Here is a 27,000-nt window from a genome sequence, read left to right on the forward strand (position 1 = left end):
CTCATGTCGTCATCGATATCACCCACCGAACCCAATCGTTCGTTCACGCTGCCTTCAGAACGGCTGCGCGAGCTTATTGCCTCGATTCATCCGAGCCGTTTTGCCGCGTGTCTCGATCCGCTGCTGTCGACCGCTACATTACTCCGGCTGCAGCAGAGTTCCAGGTTGCAGGCAAGGCTGGCCGAGCTGCTGCTCGGCAGCGAAGTGGATGTGAGCGGAGCTGGCTGGAACGACGACCTTCTGCTCGGCCATGATCCGCATCGGGCTGCCCTGCTCGCCGGTGGTATCTGGCATGCTCATTCCGTCCTGAAGCTGGTTTCAAAGCGCGATCTTTCGATCCTCATCGAGGTGATCGGCGCCGAAGCGCATGCCTTCGCCATCCGGCATTTACCCAGCGCGGTTGCAACAGCACGCATTGTCGATCCGGAACACCTGGCGCGACAGATTGAACACGATGGACATGCCTGTCTCGGCGCCTGGCTCGACCAGGCTCCAGCGATTGAGCGCCTCCGCGTGCTTCTACGCTTGCCTCGTGGGACGGCAGCGGACAATCCGGCGGCTGAGCACCGTCGTGCTTCAGGCCCGCTGCTTTCCTTGGTTGTGGCCCATTTGGGGACGGAGGCTGCCACGGTATGACGGTCGACGTCCCAGCGTTGCCTGTGGCCCCGCAGATCCGTCCGCTTGGGCCCCTGATCCCGGCAGCCGAGCTCGAGATCTGGCATGAAGCCGTGCACGCGCGGGCCACTGCTGAGCGGCATCTGCAGCGCGTTCGCGGCTGGGGACGCAAAGCTTTCGAGCGGGAACGGGCGCGCGGCCATGCCGAGGGGGTAAAAGCGGGCACAGAGGAAATCGCGCGGCTGACCGCGCAGGCTGCTTGCGAACTCGCGCAGCGAAAGGCCGTTCTGGAGCAGGAATTGCCGGAGCTGGTCATCGAGATCGTGCGGGATCTGCTCGGCGCCTTTGATCCGGGCGAGATGCTGGTGCGCAGTGTTCGTCACGCGATCGAGCAAAAGTACAAGAACACGGAAGTTTGCCTTCACGTGTCCCCCCTGAAAGCCGATCTGCTTGCCAGTGAATTCGCAGCCTACAACGGACAGGAGGGCCGGCCCAAGGTCAGAATCGAGCCGGATCCGGCGCTCAAGGCGGACCAATGCGTCTTGTGGAGCGAGTTTGGCAATGTCGATCTCGGACTTGCGGCGCAGCTCCGCGCACTTCGTTTGGGGTTTGGCTTGCCTTCGCGGGAAGGTGGGCAGTGACCGCACAACGACCGACCCATGGTGCTGCGGCTGAAGAAGGGGCTGTCCACGCCGCACTGTCTTCCTTGAGATCTTCCGCCAAGCATATCGATACGCGCGCAGTCCGCGGCAGGATCACGAAGGCGATCGGTACGCTACTCCATGCCGTCTTGCCGGAAGCCCGCGTTGGGGAGCTATGCCTATTGCGGGATCCCCGCAGCGGGTGGTCACTCGAGGCCGAGGTGATCGGCTTGTTGCCGGACGGGGTGTTGCTCACGCCAATCGGTGACATGGTCGGCTTGTCCAACCGTGCCGAGGTCGTCACGACCGGGCGAATGCAGGAGGTTCCAGTCGGCCCCGATTTGCTCGGCCGCGTGATCGACAGTTTCGGTCGTCCGCTCGATGGTAAGGGCCCTATAAAGGCTGGCGAAGTGCGCCCGCTGCGCGGCAAGGCGCCCAACCCCATGAAACGGCGCGGAATCGAACAGCCTTTTCCGCTCGGCGTTCGTGTCCTGGATGGGCTTCTGACATGTGGTGAAGGCCAGCGGATAGGAATCTATGGGGACGCCGGTTGCGGCAAGTCGACGCTGATGTCGCAAATCGTCAAAGGCGCAGCCGCCGACGTCACGATTGTCGCGCTGATCGGCGAACGTGGCAGAGAGGTGCGTGAATTCATCGAGCGCCATCTTGGCGAGGCGCTCCGCCGTTCGGTCGTCGTCGTTGAGACCTCCGACCGTTCGGCCATGGAGCGGGCGCAATGCGCCCATATGGCGACGGCGCTGGCCGAATACTTTCGTGATCAGGGGCTGCGCGTCGTTCTGATGATGGATTCCTTGACGCGCTTTAGCCGTGCGATGCGCGAAATCGGCCTCGCCGCAGGAGAACCTCCGACCCGGCGCGGATTTCCGCCTTCCGTCTTTGCGCTGCTGCCGGGCCTGTTGGAGCGGGCCGGCATGGGCGAGCAGGGCTCCATCACGGCCTTTTATACCGTGCTGGTCGAAGGTGACGGTACGGGCGATCCAATCGCCGAAGAATCCCGCGGCATTCTCGACGGACATATCATTCTCTCGCGTGCACTGGCTTCGCGAGAGCATTTTCCGGCCATCGACGTGCTGTCGAGCCGAAGCCGCGTCATGGATGCGGTCGTGTCCGTACCGCATCGCAAGGCGGCATCTTTCTTTCGTGACCTGCTCTCGCGCTACGCCGAGGCCGAGTTCTTGATCAAGGTCGGCGAATACAAGCAAGGCGCTGATCCGCTGACCGACCGGGCGATCGCCTCGATCGAGGAGTTGCGGACGTTCCTGCGCCAGGGCCAGGACGAGGCGTGCAAATTTGAGGAGACGATCGCATGGATGTCACGTCTGACCGCCTGAACACCGTTCATGCGTCGAGATTGCGGTTGGTCAAGGATATGAGGGAGCGCAGCGCCCTTCGTGAACTGTCCAACATGGAAGCCAAGCGCCGCATCGCAGGTGAAGCCGTCGAACAGGCTTCCGAGCAGCTTGCCGATGCCGAAAGACACCGCGCAAGGGTCGAAGCCGAGCTTTATCGGGAGATGTTATCGGCCGATGCGATTTCCGTCAGCGAACTCGAGCGCCGCCATCATCTTATCATGGGGCGGCTCACGGAGGATATCGCGGCGGCGCAGCTACTTCTTGACGAGGCGCACACCGCTCAAGATCAGGCCGAGGCGGCGGTCCGTGAGGCGCGGACGCTATGGGCCGAACGTTCGGCTGCGTGCCACAAATGGCAAGAGATCGAACGTGACGTCGAGCGCATCACCATTGCTGATGTTGAAGCCGCGGCGGAAATCGAAGCCGATGACGAGGTGTTGCTTCGCTACCGCAGAGGCGCGACCATCCAAACCGGAGGCGAGCCGAGCTGATGGCCAATTCTGCTTTGCCGGCGACAGCGTGCTGCGATGGGCAGGCGCCGCCTGCGACACCGAGGCTGGGCGGACCCGTACCATTCAGACCACAGCTGGCCCTATCTCGTGCCGTGGTCTCGTGGCTCAACGAGATCGCAGCTTTCCGCGGACCTCTGCAAAGCCGTCTCGGCGATCAGCCGCTGTCGCTGCGAATGGACCGGCTCGTCTGGCAGGCCGAGCCACCTGAGACATCGATGCTTGACTGCGTCTTTGACGCCGGCGGAGAAACGCTCGTCCTGTCCGTGCCCAGACCGCTTGCCGAAGCGCTGATTGCGACCGTGCAGAATGGCCTGACTTTACCTTCCGAGCCGACGCGTTCGCTGGTCCTTGAACTCGCGCTAGATCCGTTGCTCTCTTCCCTGGAGCAACTGACGCAGCGCCATTTGCAGCTTCTCCGTACCGATGAAGCGGCGAAGCCAGGTCCATTCCTCGAATTCGATGTCGCCTATGGTCCGCTCACCAGCAAGGTTCGCCTGCTCCTATTCTCGTCTCTTGAAGGTTCGGTTCCGCCAGCGTTCGGCATCCTAGGCGAATTGCTTGGTCGATTGCCGCGACAGGTGCCTAGCCTCCGCCCTGAACTCCCTGTGATCGTTGCAGGCGAGGTTGGCTCGCTCCGCATCACGATCGGCCTTGTTCGCCAGGCCCAGCAAGGCGACGCGCTGCTGCCGGACGCAATTTACCGTGCTCGCGGCCAGATCATCGTCACTGCCGGCACATTGTGGGCCCCTGCGGAGGTTTCCGGCGAGCGACTGGTCCTGCGGGGACCATTCCGCTCGCAATCTCACCCGTTGAAAAGTGGACACATGACGACACAACCCCAAGCGCAGCAACTCCCCTCCGAGGCCGATATCGACAGCCTCGAGATCACACTCGTATTCGAATGCGGCCGTTGGCCGATGCCGATTGGAACCTTGCGGAGCATCAATGAAGGCCACGTGTTCGAACTCGGCCGATCGCTTGACGGCCCGGTCGATATCCTTGCCAACGGACAGCGCATCGGGCGTGGCGATATCGTGCGGGTCGGCGACGAACTTGCCGTCAGGTTACGCGGCAGGCTGGCGGTCAATGACTGAGATTCAACCCAGCATCCTCGCGCTTTTGGCGGTCACGGCCGGCCTCGGCCTGCTCGCCTTCGCCGTCGTGACGACGACCGCCTTCATAAAGGTCTCCGTCGTGCTTTTCCTGGTGCGCAACGCGCTCGGGACTCAATCGATACCGCCCAACATCGTCCTGTATGGGGCGGCACTGATCCTGACCGTCTTCATCAGCGCGCCGGTGTTTGAGCAGACCTACAACCGCCTGGCGGATCCGCAACTTCGGTACCAAACGTTTGATGACTGGGTGACGGCCGCCAAGGAGGGGCAAGAGCCGTTGCGCGCGCATCTGAAGAAGTTCACCAATGAAGAGCAGCGCCGGTTTTTCCTGTCATCGACCGAACATGTCTGGTCGGAGGAGATGCGCGGCAGCGCCACAACTGATGATCTTGTGATTCTCGTGCCGTCGTTCCTGATCTCGGAGCTCAAGCGCGGCTTCGAAATCGGCTTTCTTCTTTATCTTCCCTTTATCACCATCGACCTGATCGTCACGACGATTTTGATGGCCATGGGGATGTCGATGGTGTCGCCCACGGTGATATCTGTCCCCTTCAAGCTCTTTTTGTTCGTTACCATCGACGGCTGGTCACGTCTCATGCACGGGCTGGTTTTGAGCTACACGACGCCGGGAGGTTGATAATGAACGAAGCCAGCATCCTCATGTACCTGAGCGAATCGCTTGTACTTTTCATGATCTGGGTGCTGCCGCCGCTCCTGGCAGCCCTGATCTCGGGATTGATCATCGGCCTCATCCAGGCGGCAACCCAGCTCCAGGATCAAACCTTGCCGCTGACGGTGAAGCTTCTGGTCGTCGTCGCCGTACTCGCCGGATTCTCTCCGGTGCTCAGCGCTCCGCTCATCGAGCAGGCCGAACGCATTTTCAGCGAGTTTCCTGCACTCACCGCAAGATACTAGCAGGGCTTGGATGGCCGGCCTGTCACCTACAGATGCACACGCTTTCGTCCAGGGCGGAATCGAATTTATCGCAGCGACTGGTCTGAGCGCGGCCCGCGCCTTGGGCATCATGCTTGTGCTTCCCGTCTTCACCAGGCCGCGCATCAGCGGTCTGATCCGCGGAAGTCTGACGATCGCGATCGGGCTACCGTGTCTGGCGCAGATCAAGCTCGGCCTGGAGGCGCTAGACCCGAACACGCGTCTGGTCAGCGTCACCATGCTCGGTTTGAAGGAGGTGTTCGTCGGCCTTCTGCTCGGTATCCTGCTCAGTATTCCCCTATGGAGCATCCAGGCAGTCGGCGACATCATCGATACGCAACGAGGAATCTCCAACCAGGTCGCAGCCGAAGATCCTGCGACGCACAGTCAGGCGTCGGGAACCGGGCTTTTTCTCGGAGTCACTGCGGTCACGATCTTCGTTCTGGTCGGCGGCCTCCAAACCATGGTGAGCAGTCTTTATGGCAGCTATCTGATCTGGCCCGTGTATCAGTTCCTGCCTCGGGTGACGGCGCAAGGGGCGATGGAAAGCCTCAGTCTTCTCGATCATATCATGCTGACCACGCTATTGGTCGCCGGGCCGGTGCTGGCCCTGCTGCTGCTGATCGACGTGGCGGTCATGATACTCGGCCGCTTTGCATCGCAGCTTAAGCTGAACGATATTTCGCCCACGATCAAGAATGTTGCCTTCGGCGTCATCATGGTCAGCTATACCGTCTATCTCCTCGAATACGCGGGAGCTGAAATCCTCACGTCGAACAACGTGCTCGAGTACTTCAAGAAGCTCTTGAAATGAGCGGCACGAGCGAGGAGAAGAAGCTTCCCCCGAGCCCCAAGAAGCTGCGCGATGCGCGCAAGAAAGGCCAGAGCGCGCGCAGCTCCGACCTGGTGAGCGGGGTCAGCGCCTGCGCTGGCTTTTCCTGTCTGTGGTGGAGAGCGGGTGCGATCGAAGACAAGTGGCATGAAACGGTCCGGCTGATCGACAAACTGCAGGAGCAACCCTTCACGAGCGCAGTTCCGCAGGCGCTCAACGGCTTGCTGGAACTTTCGATGGCAGCGATCGGTCCTTTGCTCGCGGCTGCCGTCGCAGCAGCTCTTCTGGCAAATGTTCTAGCCAATGGCGGTTTCATGTTCGCTTTGGAGCCGATCAAACCGAAGCTTGAAAAGCTGGATCCGATCAAGGGCTTGACGCGGCTGGCATCGAAACGTTCGGCGGTCGAGCTTGGCAAGACGCTGGTTAAGGTGGTTCTCCTAGGGACGTGCTTTTTCCTTACCGTGACCGCAAGCTGGAAGGCGCTGGTGTATTTGCCGGTCTGCGGCATGGGCTGTGTCGGAATAGTCTTCACCGAGGTCAAGCTGCTGGCCGGGATTGCTGCCGGGGCGTTTCTCGTCGGCGGGTTGGCCGACCTATTGATCCAGCGCTGGTTGTTCATGCAGGAGATGCGCATGACCGAAACCGAGGCCAAGCGGGAGAACAAGGAACAACAAGGCAATCCGCAGGTGAAGCGTGAACACCGCCGGCTGCGCCAGGAGTCGGCGAACGAGGCTCCGCTTGGCGTCGGTCGCGCCAACTTAATACTAAGCGGGTCCACAATCCTGATTGGGCTGCGCTATGTTCGCGGCGAAACCGGCGTGCCGGTCGTGGTCTGCCGCGGCGAGGGCGAAGCTGCACTAAAGTTGCTTGGCGAGGCACGCGCGCTGCGGCTCAAGATTGTGGATGACGAGGTCCTGGCGAGTCAACTGCTCGGCAAAGCAAAACTCGGCAAGCCGGTTCCGTCGCAATATTTCGAGTCGATTGCAAAAGCACTCTACGCTGCCGGGCTGGTGTAGAGCATGGCCCGCAAGAGTGGAAACGGGTCTTTACGAAAGTTCATTCCCAAACATAGAGATGAGAGCATGACGCGATTCCGTGACAGCGCATCATGATCTGGAGTGCTTTCGCGCGAAGTCGGTACCGGTTCGCGTGAAGAAAACGTGCCAGAACAAGAGCCCAGAGTTCCGTTCCGGTTCCGCCGAATGAAAAACGCGAGCTCATTTCGATCCGGCGCTTGCGATTGCAGCGCCCCTCATTGAGGAGGCTGTGTGTCCCCCGTTCCGGCCGCCTGGGCCTCCGGCGCGGCCCTGTTGCTCTGTCCGCCTTCTCCGTTGCTCTTATTGCCCTGGGCAAAGCTGCCATAGCTGGCAACCGGAATGGCGGCGCGATCGCCATTGCTTGTCGTCACAGATCGATTGTCCAGCAGGTCGAGCGGATCGTTGACCATGACCGCCAGATTGCTTCGGGTCGAGCAGCCGAGCGTGGGGTCGAACGAATTATCGTTTACCGCGGGCCCGACGATGGAAAGCGACGGACAGACAGGAGGATGAGCTTCAAAGGTGATCGCCTCGATCCGCACCCCGAAACGGGCGGGCAGATCGAGCGGGGAGGCGGACAGGCGGATGTTATAAGGGGCAACGCCCATGGCACGGGCCTGGTGGGCCACCTGTGCAATGAGCCGGGGTGAGCCGGTGACATCGACATGGAGTGCGTCCCGCCGGCCGCCACTAGCACTCGCAATGAAACTCCGCAGCCGATGCCTTTCGGAGCCACGAAGGCTCTGCAGGAACAAGACATTGCTCTTCTGCTCCACCTGGATCGCTTGCTCAGCTGGACCAGGATGGACCGAAGCGGTATTTGCGCATCCCCCTAATGTTGCCGCCATCACGATCAAATGGCACAGACGTCGCAAGGTCATTTGATGATCCTCATTCGATGATAAAGCCGGCGCTGCCGGTCAATCCCGGTACGCTGGCGCGGGGCGCATCGCGATCCTTCGGCGGCCGCGCCAGAGTGTTCGTCAAAACGCGGCCCGCGTCTGAAGAGGGTGAGATGCGGTCGCTCGGCGTACTCATCCGACTGGGGTTCGATCCGGGCCGCACGATGTACGGCGTGACGATAATGACCAACTCGGTTTCGCGCTTTTGAAAGGATGAGGAGCGAAACAGCGCGCCGAGGATCGGCACGTCGCCGAGCCAGGGAAACTCGCCAATGTCGTTGTTGAAATTGCGCCTGATCAGTCCGCCGATCGCAAAGCTCTGACCGCTGGCGAGCTCGACCACGGTGCTGGCTCGCCGCGTCGAAAGCGCAGGGACTTCCATGCCATTGATCTTGACTTGGCCTTCGCTCGTCAGTTCGCTGACTTCGGGCTTCACACGGACATTGATCTGATTATTGTTGAGCACTGTCGGGACAAATTCGAGGCTCACGCCGAATTGGCGGAATTGGACCGAAACCTGCCGATTATCCTGCATTACAGGAATGGGGAATTCGCCGCCGGCCAGGAAACTCGCGGACTCGCCGGACATCGCCGTCAGGTTCGGTTCGGCCAGGATCGAGGCGAGATGCTCGCTGGCGAGCGCATCGAGAACAGCGCTCAGGTTGGTATTGCCCGCGCTGAGCCCGATGCCGATCGTGCCGCCGCCGTTCGCTGCGGCGGATCCGCCATCCTTGCCGCTGATAAGGAAAGCGCCGTTTGGGCTGGAGGCCGTGAAGTGGATATTGAGATCCTTGACGGCGCTGCGGGACACTTCTGCGACCCGTACGCTAAGATTCACCTGCAGCGAGCCGGCCACCTGGATCTTGTTGACGACGAGCGCACCCGCCCCGAGAAACTGCTCGGTGACCTTTTTGGCTGTCTCGACGACCTCGGCATTGGGCGCGGTACCGCTTAAGATCGCTCCGCGCGGGGTGTAGCTGACCTGGATCGGATAGTCGCCGACCTCAGCTTTCAGCGCGGCGCGCAGATCCTCGATCGGCTGTGTGACGACAACGCGCAGCTCGGCGAGAGCTTCTCCAGCCTCATTGAGGGCGAACAGGCTGGTCCGTCCGGCTTTCTTGCCGAACACGAAGATCGTCATGTTCGACGGTGCTTGATAATCAGCAATAGTCGGGTCGGCAACAAAGATGCTCGCGGCCGGGGCGGTTAGATGAACTGTCTTGCCCTGCGAGGAAGTCAGGCTGAGCGTACCGGTGGCGCTGCCAGGCGCGCTACGCGGCGGTTCTCCCTTGCCATCCCGCTTTGTTTGAGCCGCTGCCGCAAGGGGAAATAGCAGAGCAAGTCCGCACAGGACGTAGCAGAGGCCAGGCAAAACGGCAGAGCGCGTCGCCCCGACGACCGGCGACGGCTCATCAGCGCGGGCAGCATTGTCAAGGACATTCAAGGGGGCGTTGCTTTCGAGTTCGAGTTGGTTAGGCGGCCGATGCTGCGCTGATGAGTTCAAGGGTGTAACCCACGCCGCGCGCGGTCTTGATCCTGAGCGTCGCACCCGATTGACTCAAATGGGTGCGCAAGCGATAGATCCCGACCTCCAGCGCATTGGTCGAGACCTCGTCGTCGAACGCATAAAGGCTATCCTCCAGGGATGCGCGCGGCACGGTGCGGCCGGCACGGTTGAGCAAATGTTCGAGAATGCACACCTCCCGGCGGGCAATCCTCAGTATCTGACCGCCGACCGCGACTTGCCTCGCGATCGGATCGAAATGCAGATTGCCGAATGTCACGACCGGCGCTGTCATTTGCGTTGACCGCCGCAAAATGGCTCGCATGCGCGCGATGAGTTCTTCGGTCGACACGGGTTTGGGGAGGAAATCATCGGCACCCGCGTTGAAAACCGCAATCCGCAGGCCGAGATCGTTGAGACTGCTCATCATGATGGCCGGCATTGAACGTCCCTCGCGCCGGAGCTGCTTCAGCCAGTCCATGCCGTCTCCATCGGGCAGAACCAATTCGAGCAGGAGAATGTGGTAGTTGGCGCAGTCCAGCGCGGCCGAGGCCTCGTCCAGCGTGGGTGTCACGTCGACGGCGAACCCGCAATCGAGGAGCGCTTCCTTCACCGCACGGGAAAAGTCCGGATGATGATCAACCAGGAGAATTCGCATTTCATCGCCTCTCGTCCATCCACGCGGAGACCTTGAGCGCGTCACGGACGGCCAAGAGGTTCGATGAAGCTGACCGACGTCGGCTTCGTCGTGAGCGGCAAAGTTCGACAGCGAAGAAGCAGAGCGCGGTGGCGGGCGATCAATCCCAGTGAGTCCCCCGTCATCGGGTTGCGCGGTGAGATCGGGTGTCGCGGACTGAATGCGTCATCGGCGATGTCCAGCAGACCCCTGGGCTCGGAAAGACCTTCGAAATCATTCACCGGGACGAAAGCCGTCGCCCCAGGTTGACGCATGTGCGCGTCGATCGCCTCCGTGTTTGCACGGACTGCACAGCAGCCTTCGATCTCAATAGCGCTGGACCGCGCAATCGACCTCGACACCCGGGCGCAGGAGCGAGCGGATGGAGGCGTGGCTGGATAGTCTAGCGAAGGCGGCATTGGGAACTCCCACTTTTCCCCAGTCCCGCGGTCAGTTCTTGCCATGCTGTCGAGCCTGTGGTGTCGCCGACAAGGCAAGCTGTTCCGCGTGAAGACAGTTTCACGCTACGCGTCTGGACGATGTCTCGTGAGCCGCGTTGCGCGATGAACGAACGATGATGGGCCTCTGGGCTACTGAAAAAGCCTCTCCCCAGCCGGTGATAGATACGCAGGACGCCGACGCTCCCAACTTTCGGTCAGCTTCGATGCGTGATCCCCCCGAAAGTAGCGAACGAGAGACGGACCGGACTGCCGTATTTCAGGGCGAAGGCCCATCTGGTTGATATCGCTACGCCAGTCGCATCTCTTCACTTGCGATGATCGATGGCAAAGTAATCGAAGCGCGGATCTGGAGCTGCGTGGTGCTCGGTCAGGCCAAGGCAAACGGAATGCGAGTTCTACTCGGCCGCTAAATTCTGCCCGGGCCGCAACAGAGGTGCCGCTGGATTGCCGGTTCTGCACATAGACGGTGCGGAGAACACGTCGCCCACAGCCGTGATCGATCCGCGCGATGGGGCGGAGCGGAGCGTCGTTGAGTTTGAGAGACGTTCGCAATTCTTGCTACCTGTCAGGAAGTGTTCGCGCGCGGGTTTGGTGTCGCGAAGCTGTCGGAAATCCTACAATCTGACGTCAGGTGAGGATCAAGTGTCTTTAACAGTTCGTTACGAGTACCCTCCATCTTGTGTGCGTCTTGCCTCGGTCGCGACGCAGCTTGAACACAGTCATGGCCTTGTGAGGCGCGGTCGCTCTCGTGTTCTCGAAAGTTGTGAGCATTTCGCCTCTCCAAATTCTGCGATGTGCAGTTCAGCTGTAGCGATTGCGTGAGCCCGGTCGTCATCGGTGCGCGTCAAGGCAAGCCACAACGCGCGCGAGTATGAGATTGCCTGGTTGCCTCACACGTGGCGATTGGCAGGCGGACTATGGCCGGCTGCGAGATAGGCTGACCTGATGCACAGAAATTAACGTCGTGGGTGCAGAGGCGCGATTGCCAAGTTGAATTGACTGGCAATGGATTGAAGAGAGGGCCGACTGTCACACCACGTTCCTGAATGCTGCTCCAAAGACTGCGGCCGACTATGGGGGCTTCAGGCGGGATCGGAAAAATCAATTGTTTTGATGGAACACATTTAAGCGGCGGATAGGCGCGGCGCTTGATGCGGCTTACCATACCATAGGTGATGCAGCTTTTAGTGCGCTGGCCATGCGGTCGCGTCCGGCCATCTTCTGGTTGAATGCGCCTCCAGCGTCGGGCTTAGCCGGCCACGGGTGAAGGCAGGTTTTTCACCGGCCCGAGCCGCGAGCTCGGCTACGAATGTGATTGCGGCGATTGGATCGATGTCAAGCAATCGCCGAAGGCACGATTGAGCACCGCCAAAGAATCACTTGGAAGAGCGAGTTGGATAAGCTGCAGGGCGTCGAGTCCGCCTCATAACGGTGGCGATTGAGGCATTTGATAGCTTGATGCGCAAACTGCTAAAGCTATTGTTCGTTAAGCTGGCGCGCGTCCTTCAACTTGTCCTTATGGGAGATGCCTTTGTGGTTGGAAATGAAGACACCGCTGCCGTGGGACGCTTAGCACGTACCTAATCAGCGCTGTCGCGCTTGTACGGATTTGCCTCGCTGTTCGTCCGGTAGTCGTCGAGGTCGCCGCCTAGAAACAATCGCTCGGTCTCTCGGGTTGGCGTTCTGCCCAGCGAGCACATCAGATCCACATCCGCATCGATATTGTCCTGGTCCTCCACGTTCATTCCAAGCCCGATACTGCTCAGTACGTCGTCGGGCGTCCAGACCGCGGTCTTCGGGACGGTGTAGCTGTGCAGCATGTTCGCATTGTTGGCGATCGCTCTCGCCCAGTGGTCGCGCGAAACAACCAGTTTTGCGGGATCCTCAACCAGGGACACGAAAGGAGATTCTGCTGTCTTTCCGCGCATATGCCATCCGGCCTGACGTGCCCGGTCCATTGTATATCGCTCCAGAGGATCTCCGACGGAAGAATAATCCCGAGCCGTGTTACGGATATGGGAGATTGCTCTCGTGTTTTCTTCCGCGCGCGGCTTGCAATCATTGTCCTGGTTCTGAAAACGTCGCAGCGTGACATATGACGACCCCGCCACGTCCTCGAATACGACGTCCCGATCGACGGAAGCTGCGGTCGTCGGCGACCGACGTGCTGATTGACGCACGGCGAGATCGATCTCGTTTCTGAGCGCTTCAAGCGTGGCGCCTGTCAGCGTCGCGGCAAGTTGAGCGCGCGCGCTGACAAATGTTGTGGCTGGATAGGAACCCGTTTCCGGAGGCCTCTCGTTCGGCGCGGTCGAGGACGTAGCAGTCGTATTATTTGCCGGAAGGGAGGCAGGATGGACCGGATTCAATTCATCTGGATCCAAATCATCCAGCTGCTGCTCAAAGCTTGCTTGAGCCTCGGAGCTGTGTGCCGGTGCGCTGGTTTGTGCGCTCAACTCATTTGGTTGCCGGTCCGTCCGATGTGGCTGCTGCGGCATGTCCTGAAGCTCAAAGAGAGCGTCTGCAGCATTCCGTGGATCAACATTCATCTCTCTCTCCTGGAGTGCCGGCTATTAGTGCGGACTGTTGCAGGTGCAGCTTTCGAGAAGCTGACGGACCAGGCGATGAGTCAGTGTCGGTTTGTCGTCACCGGCTGAATTGTAGTTCAGTGAGGCGAAGCCGAGCCGGGTGGAAGCGACGCAAATCGACGAATCATAAATCGGCGCTGCTTGTGCGGTCGCCATTATGGACGAGGCGAGATCGGGGTCTCGAAGAGCTTTTTCACAGCGCGGCGCCTAATCCGCTTCATTGCGGGCCTGTCGTCTGGGTGGCAGCGAGCCTTGCGAGAGTATCAACGTGGACGAGTTGACGATGTGGCTGGTCAAAAAGCAGCTGGAAATCGTCCGTTTACGCGCATGTGAGAACCGCATCGTCGAGATCGTGGTGCCCACCAATCGTATTGGTCTCCATTGGATCGGCGGGACCGCTTGCCGTTTGTGGTTCCAAGCGGCCGCCACGGATCAAATCGTTCCAGCGGTGTCGCGCAAGGATAGGGCGCCTTGGCAAACCTGACCTACGAGGTTGTGAGGTAGGGATAGTCGCCGCAACCACTTGCGTCTGGTTACGACAGGTTGTTTTTGTCGCAGGCGCGCGTGCGCTTGATGTCTGGTTCCCGCCAAACGGCTTGCGAGCACAGCGTCTTCCCACGTGTGATCTGTGGTACTCATCGAGGGAGAAGAGCATATGAAATTTATTGGCAGAGGGCTGGCGATCCTGCTCTCTTTGCTTTCGGCCATCAGCGTGAGCTCGATGGCGCGAGCCGATGAGCCCTCACCGAAATACACCGAGGTGCTCAATGCCCTCCAGGCCGGCAAAAACGTGAAGCTCATCCTGGACATGGGCCGCTGTGCTGCTGCGGAGGGTGGCAAGCTGGCCTCGGCGACACAGGCCGGTCTGGTCATCAATGCATTCAGGGTGACCCCGCAGAACGGCATCGGCTTCGCCAATGCGCACCAAACGGTGGACAGCTCCGGACATGCGGTGACCGAATACATTCGCCATAGCCTCAGCCGCGAAGGTAAGCTCACGGTGCGCGCCTCAAAGCTTGTGGTCGGGACCACCGAACTCGTGAACCAGGGCGAATTCATCTGTGAACTGCCGGATGGCGCAAAGTTCGTCTGGTAAACGAAAGAGCACCGGGACGGGGATGCGCTTCGAAACCTCGACCCTTTAACCGTGCGGGCATCTTTGCAATGCCACGACACGGATCATATCGATCATGAAAGACGGCCAGATTTCTTCTGGCCGTCTTTTCCGCGAGGCTCATCTGGCTGCACGAAAATTGTTGCAGTCGCTCAAGATACCGTGCGAATACGCGCCGACGACAGCGGGTTCCGTTCCGGTCCTGGAGATAGCGAGATCGGAGCGAGCGGAGAAACCGTCGCTAAGCTTTGGCCGCTTTGATGGCTCTTGGCCCTTTGCTCGCAGCAATTCGCGCGAAAATGCTCCCGAACCACGTCATGGAAAGCCTGGCTGCGCTGCACCCCCGAGCAGGAGCTGGCCCGCACGCTGAAGTGTCCCCTCGTTCAAAGCCGCATGCTGGGCAACCACGAAGCTGTCGCACATCGCGCGCGCCAGATTGCTCGTCGTGTACAGCGAGCCAGTGCCGGCGAGACGGCTCGCGATCTTACAGACCTCCGCGCTTTGGAGCGCGGCGTTAGTCGCCGCGAGCCGCATCAGCGTCGTGGTGTTCGGATTGACCGCGTCATCGAGTGCTTCGTTCCACAGCTCCTCGGTGGCCTCATAAAAGAAGGACCGCGCGGACCGCAGCATAGCCTCGGCTCTGGCCGCTTCTAGCTGGATGTAGCCCCGCTCTCCCATCACAGGCGCTCCGGTGATCGAGGCGCGGTTCCTGCTCATCGCGATCACCTCGTTCAGTGCGGAGCGCGCGATGCCGACGCCCACGATCGCATGCGCCTGGGCTGCAAACGTTACTGACGGATAACGGTAGATCGGACCGTCGAGTGTCGGCGAGCCGCCGCGAATCAGGGTCCATTCTTCCGGCACGACGACATCTTCGATAACCAGATCATGGCTGCCGGTTCCCTGCAGCCCAATGACGTCCCAATTGGGGCGGATAGTTACCTTTTCGGCCGGCACTACGGCTACACGCGGAAGTCCGCCGGTGGGATCGTCTTCCACTTTGATGCCGACGCCGATCAAAGCCGCCCCGGGCGAGCCGCTGGCAAATGGCCACACGCCGTTCACGACAAATCCGCCGGTACTGCGCTTGGCGGCCCGTAGGGGATACAGGGCAGCCGCGAATACCACATCGGGTCCATTCGCATAGACTTTGGCGAGCGTTTCGTCCGGAAGAGCAGCGAGATTGCAAGCCCCATCGCCGAAGCTGGCGACCCAACCGGCCGAGCCATCCACCTCGGAAATGCGCTCGATCAGCTGACAAAACTCGGCCGGCGTTTTCTCCTCGCCGCCGAAGCGCTTGGCGACCATAGCCCGATAGACGCCAACTCGTTTAAAGCCGTCGATTATGTCGTCTGGAATTTTTTGCGCGACGGCGAACTTGTTTCGACGACTTCGGATCTCGGCGAGCAGCGAGGAGAGGTTATCCCCACCGACAGGCTCGGCGTCGGCTTCTGATGGGATCGTCTCTGGAGGAGCGTTCATAAATTCTCCTTGGTGCCTATACCGGGGCTACTGCGCGCCATTGGTGAAGAGTGGATCTCCTGGCGCATCGCAAATGCGTCGGATTCGCCTCGAGCGTAATCATTGCACCATATGAGACGGCTGGAGGATTGCATTGCGAGATTACATTTTCGCGGGTGACCGCAGCGCATGATTTGTCATGGTCTTCTCGAATTTGGGGCTATGCTGTCACCTTCGTTGCCGTCTGTGCGGCCGCTCACGTCGCGAACTCCTGCCGCGACATAAACGAGCGGAGCGCATCTGCCATCTCCCCAGCAATCGGCGTGCCAGTGAGATATCATCTGGCGCCTTTGCCGAAGAGACCGAGACAAGGTGATGCACGCTGAGCTTCGCGGCTCGATGTCCGACTTCAGGCATGGAACGTTGTCAAACGAACACGACGGGCTGAGCAGAATGGAAGCAGGCCCCGACTGCGGCCCATTCCAATTGCGCCCCTCGCAGGTCCGAGTGATCCGACAGAAAAATCTGTCATTGCTTTTCGAGTTGAGATTCCGCAACGGCATAGGCCGAGGGCGGCCTCGTTCAGCCAAATTGCGGCCGATGGAAGAGAAGAACGCGGCCTCCGGGCAGGCTTTCGGCGGTGTAGGGCTGACCGTGGATTAGAAAACGGGTCATCGGGGCATACTGGCTCGGCAAAAGACCCAAATTTTGGAGCATGTCGATCACGGCAGGCGAAGCCTCTTGGGGGCCGTGCCTCCAGTCGTGGCCGAACAACTCTCCGATTTCAGGCACTTGCCGTAGCGGCTGATGGCCAGATGCCTGCGCCGCAGACGGCGGTGGAGGGTTTGCCGCCTTTCGCAGTTCGAGCGACGCGGGCGGATCAAATTCGGGTAAAAGACCGCCGTACGTATGCGCGACAGTCGTCGGTGTCCAAAGCGCAGCGTCACCCGGCAAAGCGAACTTCGGGTGATGAATGAGTTGAACGTCCTCGGATCCTTTCGGTCCCAACATAGCCGTGTAGCGCTCGCCGCCAATCTCATAGTTTATGATCGGATGTTCCGCATTAGGCAAGAAGTCCCACTTGCCCAGGGTGGATAGCATCATGTCGGGCGCCAGCTGGGTGCCATGGGAAAAGCCCTTGGGGACTGCGAATGAAACATCGAACGTGTCACCGGTGGCGGGAGACCGCAGATGGATCAGCTGAACATCATTGCGACCTCCCGGTCCTAACACCGCTGTATAGCGCTCACCGGCAATGTCGTAGGTCTTTACCCGCTCTGCGGCGTCGGGCAACAGACCCCAGTGCCCCAGTTTGGAGCGCATCATATCCGGCGCGGGCTGGTTGCCGTGGGAGAAGTCGTCTGGAACGGCCCAGGAAGCATCAAAGCTTTCGCTGCCTGGGGAGGACGTCGTGGCGAGCGCAGCACCGCCTTGGTCCACCATTCGTGCAAGGTACTCTTCAGCGGCAGGATTTGGCGGCCGCGAGCTCGGCTGTGAGGATGGGACATCGAGAAACTCTACCCGATGAACACTTTGCATCGGTGGGTGGACAGTTGAGTCCACTTCCCAAAACTCCGGTACAACAAGACGGTCCACCGTCATGGAGCCCTCCCGATCCGCGGCATCGAAAAGATCTACCTGGGCGACGCTTTGCATGGGCGAGGGGGCGAATGAACTCACCCGCGGCCACAGTTCCAGTGCATCGAAGGTCGTCCCTGGCAGCGGGTCCGATCGATCGACAGCATGGAAAAGCACATGGTCATTGACGCTTTGCAGGTGAGACTGGCCGGCGGAGCTCATCGTCGGCCAAGACGCCGATGCATCGTGGGGCCCGGCTGGCAGCAGGCTCTCGCGATCCGCGGCATCGAAAAGCTCTTCCTGAGCGAAACTTTGCACGGGCGAGGAAGCGGGATGGCGCACTCCCTGCCAAAGCGGCGGTGCATCGAAGCTGGAAGCCGTGAGTTCGCCGCTCCGCTCCGCGTCGTCGAAAAGCATTTCCTGGGCTACACTTTTGATGGGAGAATAAGTGGCTAAACCCATTTCATGCCAACCCTGCGGAGCATTGAAACTATCAACCGCCAATGCGCCCCGATCCGCAGCGTTCCCAAAAGGCTGCTCCTCGAGAGCCTGCAGCGGTGAATGAGCGGCTGGCTGTGTCGGCAGACGCGAGCTGGCTGCCTGTCCTCCCAAATTGTTCCGCCCGATGATCGCGCGATAGTTGCGGAGCCTGTTCAAGGCGTAGATAAGTTTATCGTCACCCCGAAACAAAGCGTTGGCATGACCGAGCAGCGCTTTGTCGCTGAGCTTAGCCATTGACAGGGGTCGCAGTGCTGCCGCTAGCTTCCGGAGACTGCTAGCATAATTTCCTGCCGTTTTCGCGTCGATTGCTCGACCGAAGCCTGCCTCAGCGGCCTCCCGGATGAGCTGTTCATCTTCCTTGCAAGGACGGTAATGTGTTGTGGTGAGCCGAGCGATGGCATCAGGATTGCGGTAGCGGCTGACCATCAACAATGCTGGAGCGATGACCTTGTCATTTGGCAGCAGCTTCTTGGCATAACCGAGCAACGTATCGTCATTGAGCTCAGCAATTGATTTGCGCGACTGCTTCAGCAACTCGGCCAATTTACGAAGTCGGCGGTCATAGATGCTCACGGTCGTAGAGCCCGGCGGCGGTCCCCGCTCGAGGGCAGCGTTGGACGCTGCCTGGATCAGGCGATCGTCTTCCTCAGAGACATCATAAAGCTCGCTGTGTGGATATATAGGGCCAGCCTGACTTGCTCCTCCCAGGTGCTGCTCAAATTCGGCCTGCTGCTGCTGCTGCTGCTGCTGCTGCGGTTGCTCCACCGTTGCTTCGGACGCAGCGGGTTCCTGATCGGCTGGGTTGATATTGTTGAATCGGTCCATGGTCTCGTCTGCTGGTGTCGCCCTCGTGCTCTCTCGCTAGTACCGTCAGCTTTCCAAAACCTGACGTGGGCTCGCCAGATGTAGGAATCAATGAGAGTCGGCAAATGCCTTCTCCGAGGTGCTGCTGCGTGGGTCGTGCCCTCAAGATAAAGTTGGCGACAAAGAGGGGAGGAGCACGGTAATTGGCCAACGCTCTTGTACCTCCTTTGAGGAGAAGAGCGAGTGCACAAATGTTGGAGTTGATTTCTATTGCCGCCTGCCACGATGTGTAGGTCGAGATCAGTTATGATCATGGACAGAACGAGTTCGTCGGATGCACGGCAATCCCAAATCGCATGGCTTGTGGGAACTGACGGCGCCCGCGCCGCCGAATACGGGTCCTCTTGTGGGCGATGCGCGAGCTGATGTGGTCGTGATCGGCGGTGGATACAGTGGTCTGTCCGCAGCCATTCACCTTGCGAAGGCTGGCGCGCACGCCATCGTGCTGGAGGCATACGAAATTGGGTTCGGTGGGTCTGGGCGCAACGTTGGGCTCGTCAATGCGGGCTTGTAGGTCATGCCCGACACGCTATCGAGTACGCTTGGCCCTCCGTTTGGCGAACGGCTCATCGAATTGCTGGGTGGAGCACCGCAAGAGGTTTTTGAGCTGATCGAGAGACATGGGGTCGACTGCGAAGTTGAGCGCGCGGGGACGCTGCATTGCGGTCGGCCATAGGGGCTTGCAGGAAATCCAGATACGTGCCGAACAATGGCAAAAGCGCGGCGCTCCGGTCGTGCTGCTTGATGCGGAGGAGACCCACAGAAGGATTGGCGGGGGCAACTATACCGGCGCGCTGCTAGACAAGCGCGCCGGTACGATACAGCCGCTGGCCTATGCGCGGGGTTTGGCACGCCTTGCGCTTGCAGCGGGCGCGAGCATACTCACTCGGACTGAGGTCCTCGCAGTCAGCGACATGGGTTTGTGCTGGAGGGTCGGCACGGCAATGGGGTCCGTATGTGCTGAGTGGGTGATCGTCGCCACCGACGCTTACGGGAAAAGACCTCGATCGCAGATCCGTCTACCTTACTTCAATTTGGCCACGCGGCCGTTGTCAGATCGTCTCAGGACCTCGATCTTGCCCGAACGGCAAGGAGCATGGGACACCGGCGTGGTCCTTTCCTCGTTTCGCTTCGATCGGTCAGGCCGTCTGGTGTTCGGCAGCGTGGGCGCTTTACAAGGTATCGGTGCCTTGGTTCACCGAGCCTGGGCGATCAGATCGCTTCGCAGGCTGTTTCCGCAGCTCGATGACTTTGAGTTCGAAACCGGTTGGTTCGGGACGATCGGCATGACTTCCGACCACCTGCCGCGCTTTCACAAGCTCGGCCGTAACCTGGTCTCCTTCGGTGGTTACAACGGGCGTGGCATTGCACCCGGCACCGTCCTCGGGCGTGTGTTGGCGTCATACGTCCTCGGCCACCTTGCAGAGAAGGATCTACCACTTCCCGCGGCGCCTGTTGAACATCGGCAGTTCGTGCCGCCCGTGAGGCCCTCTATAGAGGAGGCTCCCAACTGGTTCACCTCGCGGGAGCGCGGCTCTGATCCACCTGGTGGCAGTTTTATATCCGATCAAGGCGAGTTTCCCCGTCGGTACGGCCATTTCCGGCACCTAGCGATCTACGTGAATTCTTGACATCCGCACTCGCGTGGCCCTGCCGTCAAGCTTGTTGGTCGGCGTCCATACGCCGTCCTGACGTCTGCGGACTGGCAAACTCGCACCTCCTGCAGAGCAGAAAACCACCCATTCCGTTCATGCGATCGACGACTTCGCGAAAGGCTGTTCCTTCAAAGAGATATTCGTATTCGTCGCGCAAAAGATTGCCCAAGACATGACGCCGCTCGAAATCCATGCAGCACAGAGTAACATCGCCGTTTGGAAGAAGGACATTGCGATATTGTTGTTTGCCAATACATGTCAACGTTCCGATGACCGGCCGTCGTGGTTTGATGATATCCGGATCGAGACGTCCTCGGCCGCTACTCAGTGGCCGCAAGCGCTCTAGGCTTTTGGCGGGAATGAGGTCGGCGAGAGCGGGATGGATTTTGCCCAGCACGACGAATCGAATTGAGGGGATGTTCGCGTCGAGAAGTTGGCGCATGACATTGAGATAGGACTTTCCAACGAGGCGGCTGTTCATATAACTGCCGTCATCGGGAACATGGACGACGAAAGCCCTGAACTGGAGCATTTGCAAGCGCCGGACGTCACTCCCGTTCATTCCGACAAGGGTCGTGAAAATTCGGATGTCGTGACCGCGTGCGTAAGCATGCTCAACCATGCTGGTGCATGCCGGATGCAGCCAGGGCTCCGAGTAGCCGGCAAAGCTGATGTCGGTAGCCGTCGGCACGCGCGCCAAACATCGCTCGAAATCGTGAAGGCCAAGATACTTCGCTTGAGACACAGGTCTTTGACGATCGACGAACTTGTCCTGGGAGCAATATGAACATCGGACGATGCATCCTGCGGTCGTGGTTATCTCCAACACCCTGCGGCCAGGATTGACGGCGCGTAGGCTTTGTAACACTGTGGGATATGCCATCATTTCGTCTGGTCCTTTCAGCTGCCGGAGAATTGGAGAAGGAGCGCAGCATTTGGTGCGAAGCGGCCTGGTTTGCCTCTCATGGTTGCAAATCCGCGATAGGTCGCTTGGCGAAATGATGGAATAAGCTCCTGCCTCATCGCTAACGACGAGCCGAGTTCGATGATGCGCGTCAGCTCCTCCTCCTCGCAACGACCGCCACTTGGCACCGTTGGCCGTCATTCGCATCATGGTTTTGTTTCGCACTACCTGATGCTGGACCCGGTAACCTTGGCGGGGATAGTTTACGGCAGCCTGGCGAGGCGGAACGAGCATCTGACCCGCCCGCCCTAACGCGGGACTTCGTATTTCCTCTTGATGGGCGGTACGGATCCGAGGCGCTCCTTCTTGTATGTCAGGCAGAGCGATAGCCCACAATGGTCATGACGATGTGAAAGTGATGGTGCGGACGATCAATCAGCGCAGCCCTTGACGGCGATCGTCCGCGAGGGCTTCCCGTCCTGCCAAATGCAAGTTGCTGGTCAGGATGATGAATGAAGCAGCCTTGTTGCATGCCGATGAACAAATTGGCTTTTCCCGGCGGAGCGGCGGGGTAACCGTTTCGTGGACAAGGATCAGCGCGCGCGGTCACGATCCAGCGGCCAAGCAAGGAATTGAGTGCGGCAGTTAGGAGCTGAAGACTTCGCAATTTGGCCTCTCAAAGGGGGGCTGCGGTCGCATTGCGTCCTGTTTGATAGCTCGAGCAGCCACGTCTGGGGCATCAGGCACCGCTTGCGTAGCGCGGACAGTGCTCATCGGCCCAGTGGGGCGGACGGAGTTAGAAAGTCAATGCGATACTTACCTGCCGGAAATGGTAGGGGAGACCGCCCAGGATTTGCGATACTCTGTTGGAGCAACGACCCGCTCGCAGCACGCCACGGCAGCTCGAAACTATCGATCGCGATCTGTGGATCCCTTGGCTCTCGAGAGAGCAAAATCTGCGGAGACAATCATGAAAACGCAATTGGCGGACTTTCGAGCCGACGATGACGCCTCCAATGTCCCGCTGAGCAAGCTGGATGTAAGCGAAGCCAAGCGCTTTCAAGATGATCGCGTATGGGATTACTTCGAGCGGCTGCGAAGGGAGGATCCCGTCCACCACTGCCAAGACAGCCACTATGGTCCTTATTGGTCGCTAACGAAATACCGCGATATCGTGGAGGTGGATACCAATCACAAGATATTCTCGTCGGAGCGGGGTGTTACTATCGCCGACGTGCCTGACAAGCATTGGACTCAGAGTTTCATCAAGATGGGTCCTCCCAAGCATCGCGAGCAGCGCGATACCGTAAGCCCCATCGTCGCGCCGGAAAACCTGACCAAACTCGAAAGCTTGATCCGCGGCCGCGTCAGAACGATTCTGGACGGCTTGCCGCGCAACGATGACTTCAATTGGGTTGATCGGGTCTCCATCGAGTTGACGACGCAGATGCTTGCTACGCTATTCGACTTTCCATTCGAGGATCGGCGGCTCTTGACCTATTGGTCGGACGTAGCCGTTGCAATTCCGAAAACTGGTCAGCCTGTCGATAGCTGGGACAAGCGAAGCGCGATCTTGTCTGAGTGCTTGGCGTGTTTTACGCGGCTTTGGAACGAGCGCATCAATGCCGATCCGCGTCTCGACTTGATTTCCATGATGGCTCACTCGCCTGCAACTCGACACATGGAGCCGAGCGAATTTCTTGGCAATCTAATTCTTCTGATCGTGGGGGGAAATGATACCACGCGCAATTCAATTACCGGCGGTCTTCTGTTCATGAACCAGCATCCATCCGAGCTGCAAAAGCTACGCGATAATCCCAAGCTGGTCTCAAGCGCCGTGTCCGAGATTATTCGCTATCAGACGCCCATCGCACATATGCGCCGCAACGCCACGGCCGATATAGTCGTAGGTGGGAAACACATCAGAAAGGGCGACAAAGTCGTGATGTGGTATATTTCCGGTAACCGGGACGAGGAGGTCATCAAGAATGCCGACAGCTTCGTCATCGACCGCAAGAACGTGCGGCAACATCTTTCGTTCGGATTCGGGATCCATCGCTGCGTTGGACGACATCTTGCCGAGCTGCAGTTGAAAATCCTCTGGGAAGAAATCTTGAAGGCGCGGCTGGAGATCAAGGTTGTCGGCGAACCCGAGCGAATTGCGTCCAACTTTGTCCACGGGTATTCCGCCCTTCCTGTGCGGATTGCAGCTTAGGTCGTGATGCCTCCGGCTAGCAGCCGCTCAGCTGCGCGGTCTCGTCTCCCTCTTTGACCACTCTCGTCGCCGCGCAGCACCGAAAGCGGTGAGTGGCGCGACGCGTATTGGCGTCTCGGGAGCCGGGCGGCTTTCGGCAAACGCTGAGTGCCTGTGACAAGCGATGAGCGCAGGTGCTTGATCGAGGGCCGCGGTATTTCCTGCTGTGTGAGGCAGGCCAGAGACCAATGCCAGTATTGAAAGGAATCGTTGACAGCGATCGTGATGTGTCAAGCGATGAGCTCAACATTGAAGATTGTAGCGGTGGGCGCGATTTTCTTTGGAGAAGCGCTTTCGATCATTGCAGAGTTGGTTGCCTCAAAGCAGTTCGGAAAGGACGACGGCGATTTGACAACTCTCCTGCCGATGTTCCTGCTGATATTCTTGGGCGGCATCCTTCTCGTCTTCGGATATGCACTGGGTTACAGGTATCTTGAGAATATCTGGGTCATCATCGCGACATCGGTGGGGGCAATTTTAGTGGTGGAACCGATTCTCACGCTTCTGCTGTTTCGAGACGTGCCGACGGTAGGTTCGCTGATCGGATTGGCGCTCGGTGTGCTTGGCACGCTCGCTGCGTTATTTTTATGAGCATATTCTAAGTACGCTTGGATGGGCGGCATCTCGGCGGGTCTTATCCTGAACGGGTCCTATCCTGAAAAGGACTTGCGCAACGTCGGTTCCGACTCAATTCGAACGCGATAAGATCAGGTTTGTTATGACGGACCGTTCCACATTGAGCCGGATTTACGTGTCGTTGGATTCGTAATTCTTCGGCCGAACAACGCATCCCGTTGCCCGTTAGCAATAGGTTTGCTGCTGCCGAAAACCTGCAAATCGACGTCCCTCCGGTACTTCCTTCGCCGCAGTCTTCCAGTCCGTTCCATGGTCCGGCATGCTAAGCGCCTTCAGTGTTCGAAAAGGCTTTGGTAGGGCTAAGCCCTAGACAAGCCGCCGCCATCGCCGAGTCCTTAAGGGATCGCCGTCACTGCCGATACCGCGCGGCCTGGCAGCGCGCATTTCCATGTTGCTTATGGCGAGGCAGCGCCGAATGCGGACACGCGTTACAACCCCCTATCCCGCACGTCATGGGTCATCCCGTATTGCTGATTGAAACTTGGGCAGCCGGGGGTTTCATCTGGGGAGCATCTTTCGTCAGCCAACCGTCAGCCAGGCGGTCTATCCAGGTAGACCGCGCATTGTTGACCCTATGGGAGATGGAACATGACGGGCATTGGCCGACCTGACGAAGGGGCTGCAGGAGCCGACAGCACGTCGGGATCGAGCAGCGCGCGCTCGGAGGCTAATTTTGTCCCTGTGGAAGGCAACCGAGTTTTCAACTCCGTCGTGGAGCGGATGCGCTTAGCGCCTGAAGACAGAATGGCGACGCTCGCGAGCCTGCCCTCAGGTTCGGGTGTGGCAGTCCCCATTTTCTCGAGCGGTGAGGGGATCAACGCAGCTAAACGAAATATGGACGGCCTGCTTGAGGAACTTGATGCTTGCCACATTGCTGCCATGGGCGCTCGGAGCTCGTCTGAGGCACAAGAGCTGATCGATCAGGTTGTCAAAGCGGGCGCGGCAGTTCTGGACTACTACGCGAGCCTGGCCCCAGATGTGGCGCGCAGCATTCTGTCCGACGGTCAGGCTCGCCGCGTTCGTGACCAGACGCTGGATGCGGGGAACCAATGCAACGCGTTGGCCGCGCCGACTATCTACGCCCTGGAGCAGAGCAGGAAGAATGCGGGAAAGATACTCGAGCGGATGCGCCAATCCAATGCTCCGCCAGACCACCTGATCCGAACGGCTTCCAGTGCGGCAAAGCACTATTCGGCTTGCACGGAGTGGTGGGAAACGAAGGCATTGCGCTCCGAACGGATGCAGTCGGTCTGCGCAGCCACTGCCAACCTGCCAAGTGCAACGGCCGAAATGCGACAGGCCGAGCAGGCGGCACTACGGCTGCACACCGGCTGGGCACTGTATACGAAGTGCGTGCATCTGCAATCACAGGTCGCTCTCGCGCGGGTCATGATCGAGTCGCAAGCGAGCACGCTCGACCCGGCCGTCAGGCAAATCCTCTTGGGTGAGAACGGTCGGGCACGTCTACTCGGAACCTTCATGGAGGATGTTATTCCGGCATTCCTCACGACAGGCGATGCTGTTCTGAACAGCAAAGGACAAGCCCTCGACGCAGAGCACTGCGCCGTTCTGGAAGGGGTCATGGAGCGGCTATCGGAATTCGGGTCGGCGTTGCCCAACATGGTCGCCGAGCTAAGGAATAGGGGAGCAAGTCCCGAGCTTCCGTTGAAACTGTTGGATCAGATCGTGGAAGGAGCGTGGGTCACTGGCCATGAGGTCATGCGTCTCCTGGCAGTGCAGCCGAAGACGCCAGCCATCGTTGCACCGACAACGGAGGCTGGCTTCGCGATACCGGCCGACGCCGCCGGCAACGCCCCGGTCGCCGAAGGCAGTGCAGCGCGCAGGAAAGGGAAGGGCAAGCGCAGGCAGGCCGGAGGTGCGGGGAGTTCGGTAGCCGGGCAGCCCGAGCCGCAGCCCGCTATGCCCGATGCCGACACGGCACGAGCCGCCAAGGTCATTGTGCTCTCGGATCTGGGCACGAAGAAACTCGCGAGCGCGGAGGAGGCGCATGCGAGGACGTCATTGTCGGCGAGGGGACACTTGGCGATATGGCAGGCTCCGCCATCGAAGGAGGCACTGACACGCCTGCTCAAGCGCTTGGACGAACTCTTGCAATTCGATCTGGGCAGTCAGCAAAGAGCCATTTCGCATGCGCGCCACATGAAGCCGGAAGATGCCGACCACGTCGTGGGCACTGTGGTCGAGCGGCTGCAGAGCCAATCCGCGGAGATAGAGGCGTGTGTAGCCGCGCTCGACGAACCTCGCCGACGCGGCCTACTCACGCCTGTGCAAGTGCCGGAGGTGCACGACAAAATAGTCCGCCTCAAGGCGATGTTGTCGGAGGTTCAGGGGCAGATACATGCTTTGAAGGCACGAAAGGCGTCGATCGAGATCGATTGCATGAAGACCTACGCGTTCCCCTCGCAGAAGTACCTCGAACGGTTGCAGGCGGCCGAGGAGCTGACTCCTCTGGAGCCACCGCGCGCGTTGAAGGGCGAGCCAGGAAAGCTGTTCGAGATCAAGCTGCAGCCTGCGCCACTGGGCAATGGTACGGTGCCAAATCCGATGTGGGTGCACATCCATACGAAGCGGCCGGTCTATGCATGGCAGCTGGCGACATTGGATGACGCCGAGTTCGCCGCTTGCCACGTGAAATCCAACGAACAGCGTGGCTATAATCGCCTCTGGCAGAACGCTCGAGCTGCAACGGGCCACGATGACGTCGTGATTCACCGCGGCAAGCTCACGCCTGCGTTCTGCAAATCCTTGTTAGGTGCCGCTTTTAGCAGCTACCCAGGCTATCCTTTTGCCGAGACGGAGCACGGGGTACGCAGGTGACCCGAT

Annotated in this window: 21 protein-coding genes and 1 pseudogene; 15 read left to right on the forward strand and 7 right to left on the reverse strand. The window is 59.6% G+C overall.

Annotated features, from left to right (window positions below; genetic code table 11):
* Positions 1-3 precede the first annotated feature (3 nt).
* From ACVW17_RS15585 to ACVW17_RS15625, 9 genes are all read left to right on the forward strand, one after another.
* Entirely contained in the window at positions 4-636 is a 633-nt protein-coding gene (locus tag ACVW17_RS15585) for a nodulation protein NolU (RefSeq protein WP_456797431.1), read from the forward strand.
* Positions 633-1,256 carry a type III secretion system stator protein SctL gene (gene sctL / locus ACVW17_RS15590; RefSeq protein WP_456797432.1) on the forward strand — a complete coding sequence of 208 codons (624 nt, stop codon included), beginning with the start codon at positions 633-635 and terminating at the stop codon, positions 1,254-1,256. The genes ACVW17_RS15585 and sctL overlap by 4 nt, the downstream gene beginning before the upstream one ends.
* Positions 1,253-2,608: a type III secretion system ATPase SctN gene (sctN, locus tag ACVW17_RS15595; RefSeq protein WP_456797433.1), complete on the forward strand. Its 1,356-nt coding sequence runs from the start codon at positions 1,253-1,255 to the stop codon at positions 2,606-2,608. The genes sctL and sctN overlap by 4 nt, the downstream gene beginning before the upstream one ends.
* Positions 2,584-3,120, forward strand: a complete 537-nt coding sequence (locus tag ACVW17_RS15600) for a hypothetical protein (protein WP_456797434.1) — start codon at positions 2,584-2,586, stop codon at positions 3,118-3,120. The genes sctN and ACVW17_RS15600 overlap by 25 nt, the downstream gene beginning before the upstream one ends.
* A 113-nt stretch (positions 3,121-3,233) precedes the next feature.
* Positions 3,234-4,235 carry a type III secretion system cytoplasmic ring protein SctQ gene (gene sctQ / locus ACVW17_RS15605; protein WP_456798961.1) on the forward strand — a complete coding sequence of 334 codons (1,002 nt, stop codon included), beginning with the start codon at positions 3,234-3,236 and terminating at the stop codon, positions 4,233-4,235.
* Complete coding sequence (sctR, locus tag ACVW17_RS15610) at positions 4,228-4,893, forward strand: type III secretion system export apparatus subunit SctR (RefSeq protein ID WP_456797435.1); 666 nt, start codon at positions 4,228-4,230, stop codon at positions 4,891-4,893. Before sctQ ends, sctR begins: the two co-directional genes overlap by 8 nt.
* Before the next feature lie 2 nt (positions 4,894-4,895).
* Positions 4,896-5,171: an EscS/YscS/HrcS family type III secretion system export apparatus protein gene (locus tag ACVW17_RS15615; protein WP_456752571.1), complete on the forward strand. Its 276-nt coding sequence runs from the start codon at positions 4,896-4,898 to the stop codon at positions 5,169-5,171.
* A gap of 10 nt (positions 5,172-5,181) precedes the next feature.
* Positions 5,182-6,003 carry a type III secretion system export apparatus subunit SctT gene (gene sctT, locus ACVW17_RS15620; protein ID WP_456797436.1) on the forward strand — a complete coding sequence of 274 codons (822 nt, stop codon included), beginning with the start codon at positions 5,182-5,184 and terminating at the stop codon, positions 6,001-6,003.
* Positions 6,000-7,037 carry an EscU/YscU/HrcU family type III secretion system export apparatus switch protein gene (locus ACVW17_RS15625; protein ID WP_456752573.1) on the forward strand — a complete coding sequence of 346 codons (1,038 nt, stop codon included), beginning with the start codon at positions 6,000-6,002 and terminating at the stop codon, positions 7,035-7,037. The genes sctT and ACVW17_RS15625 overlap by 4 nt, the downstream gene beginning before the upstream one ends.
* A gap of 236 nt (positions 7,038-7,273) precedes the next feature.
* Here ACVW17_RS15625 and ACVW17_RS15630 read toward each other — a convergent pair whose 3' ends face one another.
* The 4 genes from ACVW17_RS15630 to ACVW17_RS15645 all read right to left on the reverse strand — a co-directional run bounded on the left by ACVW17_RS15630 (position 7,274) and on the right by ACVW17_RS15645 (position 13,150).
* Complete coding sequence (locus tag ACVW17_RS15630) at positions 7,274-7,939, reverse strand: CpaD family pilus assembly lipoprotein (protein ID WP_456797437.1); 666 nt, start codon at positions 7,937-7,939, stop codon at positions 7,274-7,276.
* Between the two features lie 10 nt (positions 7,940-7,949).
* Positions 7,950-9,404 carry a type II and III secretion system protein family protein gene (locus tag ACVW17_RS15635; protein WP_456798962.1) on the reverse strand — a complete coding sequence of 485 codons (1,455 nt, stop codon included), beginning with the start codon at positions 9,402-9,404 and terminating at the stop codon, positions 7,950-7,952.
* A gap of 28 nt (positions 9,405-9,432) precedes the next feature.
* A complete protein-coding gene (locus ACVW17_RS15640) occupies positions 9,433-10,122 on the reverse strand; it encodes a response regulator transcription factor (RefSeq protein WP_456797438.1) in 690 nt (229 codons plus the stop codon).
* A gap of 2,059 nt (positions 10,123-12,181) precedes the next feature.
* Positions 12,182-13,150 (reverse strand): hypothetical protein, encoded by a 969-nt coding sequence (locus ACVW17_RS15645; RefSeq protein WP_456797439.1) that lies wholly within the window; start codon positions 13,148-13,150, stop codon positions 12,182-12,184.
* A 307-nt stretch (positions 13,151-13,457) separates the two neighbouring features.
* On the opposite strand from ACVW17_RS15645, the gene ACVW17_RS15650 reads away from it, so the two are divergent.
* A complete protein-coding gene (locus tag ACVW17_RS15650) occupies positions 13,458-13,673 on the forward strand; it encodes a hypothetical protein (RefSeq protein ID WP_456797440.1) in 216 nt (71 codons plus the stop codon).
* Positions 13,674-13,844: 171 nt separating this feature from the next.
* Complete coding sequence (locus ACVW17_RS15655) at positions 13,845-14,285, forward strand: VirK family protein (RefSeq protein WP_456797441.1); 441 nt, start codon at positions 13,845-13,847, stop codon at positions 14,283-14,285.
* A gap of 333 nt (positions 14,286-14,618) precedes the next feature.
* Here ACVW17_RS15655 and ACVW17_RS15660 read toward each other — a convergent pair whose 3' ends face one another.
* Both ACVW17_RS15660 and ACVW17_RS15665 read right to left on the reverse strand, forming a co-directional pair.
* The gene (locus ACVW17_RS15660; protein ID WP_456797442.1) at positions 14,619-15,785 is read right to left on the reverse strand and encodes an acyl-CoA dehydrogenase family protein; all 1,167 of its coding nucleotides are present in this window, start codon (positions 15,783-15,785) and stop codon (positions 14,619-14,621) included.
* 561 nt (positions 15,786-16,346) lie between these two features.
* Positions 16,347-18,668 (reverse strand): hypothetical protein, encoded by a 2,322-nt coding sequence (locus ACVW17_RS15665; RefSeq protein WP_456797443.1) that lies wholly within the window; start codon positions 18,666-18,668, stop codon positions 16,347-16,349.
* Positions 18,669-18,981: 313 nt separating this feature from the next.
* On the opposite strand from ACVW17_RS15665, the pseudogene ACVW17_RS15670 reads away from it, so the two are divergent.
* Positions 18,982-20,247: pseudogene (locus ACVW17_RS15670) on the forward strand (NAD(P)/FAD-dependent oxidoreductase).
* Between the two features lie 116 nt (positions 20,248-20,363).
* On the opposite strand, the gene ACVW17_RS15675 reads toward ACVW17_RS15670, so the two are convergent.
* Complete coding sequence (locus ACVW17_RS15675; RefSeq protein WP_456797444.1) at positions 20,364-21,248, reverse strand: SPASM domain-containing protein; 885 nt, start codon at positions 21,246-21,248, stop codon at positions 20,364-20,366.
* Between the two features lie 988 nt (positions 21,249-22,236).
* On the opposite strand from ACVW17_RS15675, the gene ACVW17_RS15680 reads away from it, so the two are divergent.
* From ACVW17_RS15680 to ACVW17_RS15690, 3 genes are all read left to right on the forward strand, one after another.
* Positions 22,237-23,481 carry a cytochrome P450 gene (locus ACVW17_RS15680; protein WP_456797445.1) on the forward strand — a complete coding sequence of 415 codons (1,245 nt, stop codon included), beginning with the start codon at positions 22,237-22,239 and terminating at the stop codon, positions 23,479-23,481.
* A 249-nt stretch (positions 23,482-23,730) separates the two neighbouring features.
* Positions 23,731-24,111, forward strand: a complete 381-nt coding sequence (locus tag ACVW17_RS15685; RefSeq protein ID WP_456797446.1) for a hypothetical protein — start codon at positions 23,731-23,733, stop codon at positions 24,109-24,111.
* 633 nt (positions 24,112-24,744) lie between these two features.
* A complete protein-coding gene (locus ACVW17_RS15690) occupies positions 24,745-26,994 on the forward strand; it encodes a hypothetical protein (RefSeq protein WP_456797447.1) in 2,250 nt (749 codons plus the stop codon).
* Positions 26,995-27,000: the final 6 nt, after the last annotated feature.

The sequence above is a fragment of the Bradyrhizobium sp. USDA 4473 genome (assembly GCF_054063335.1).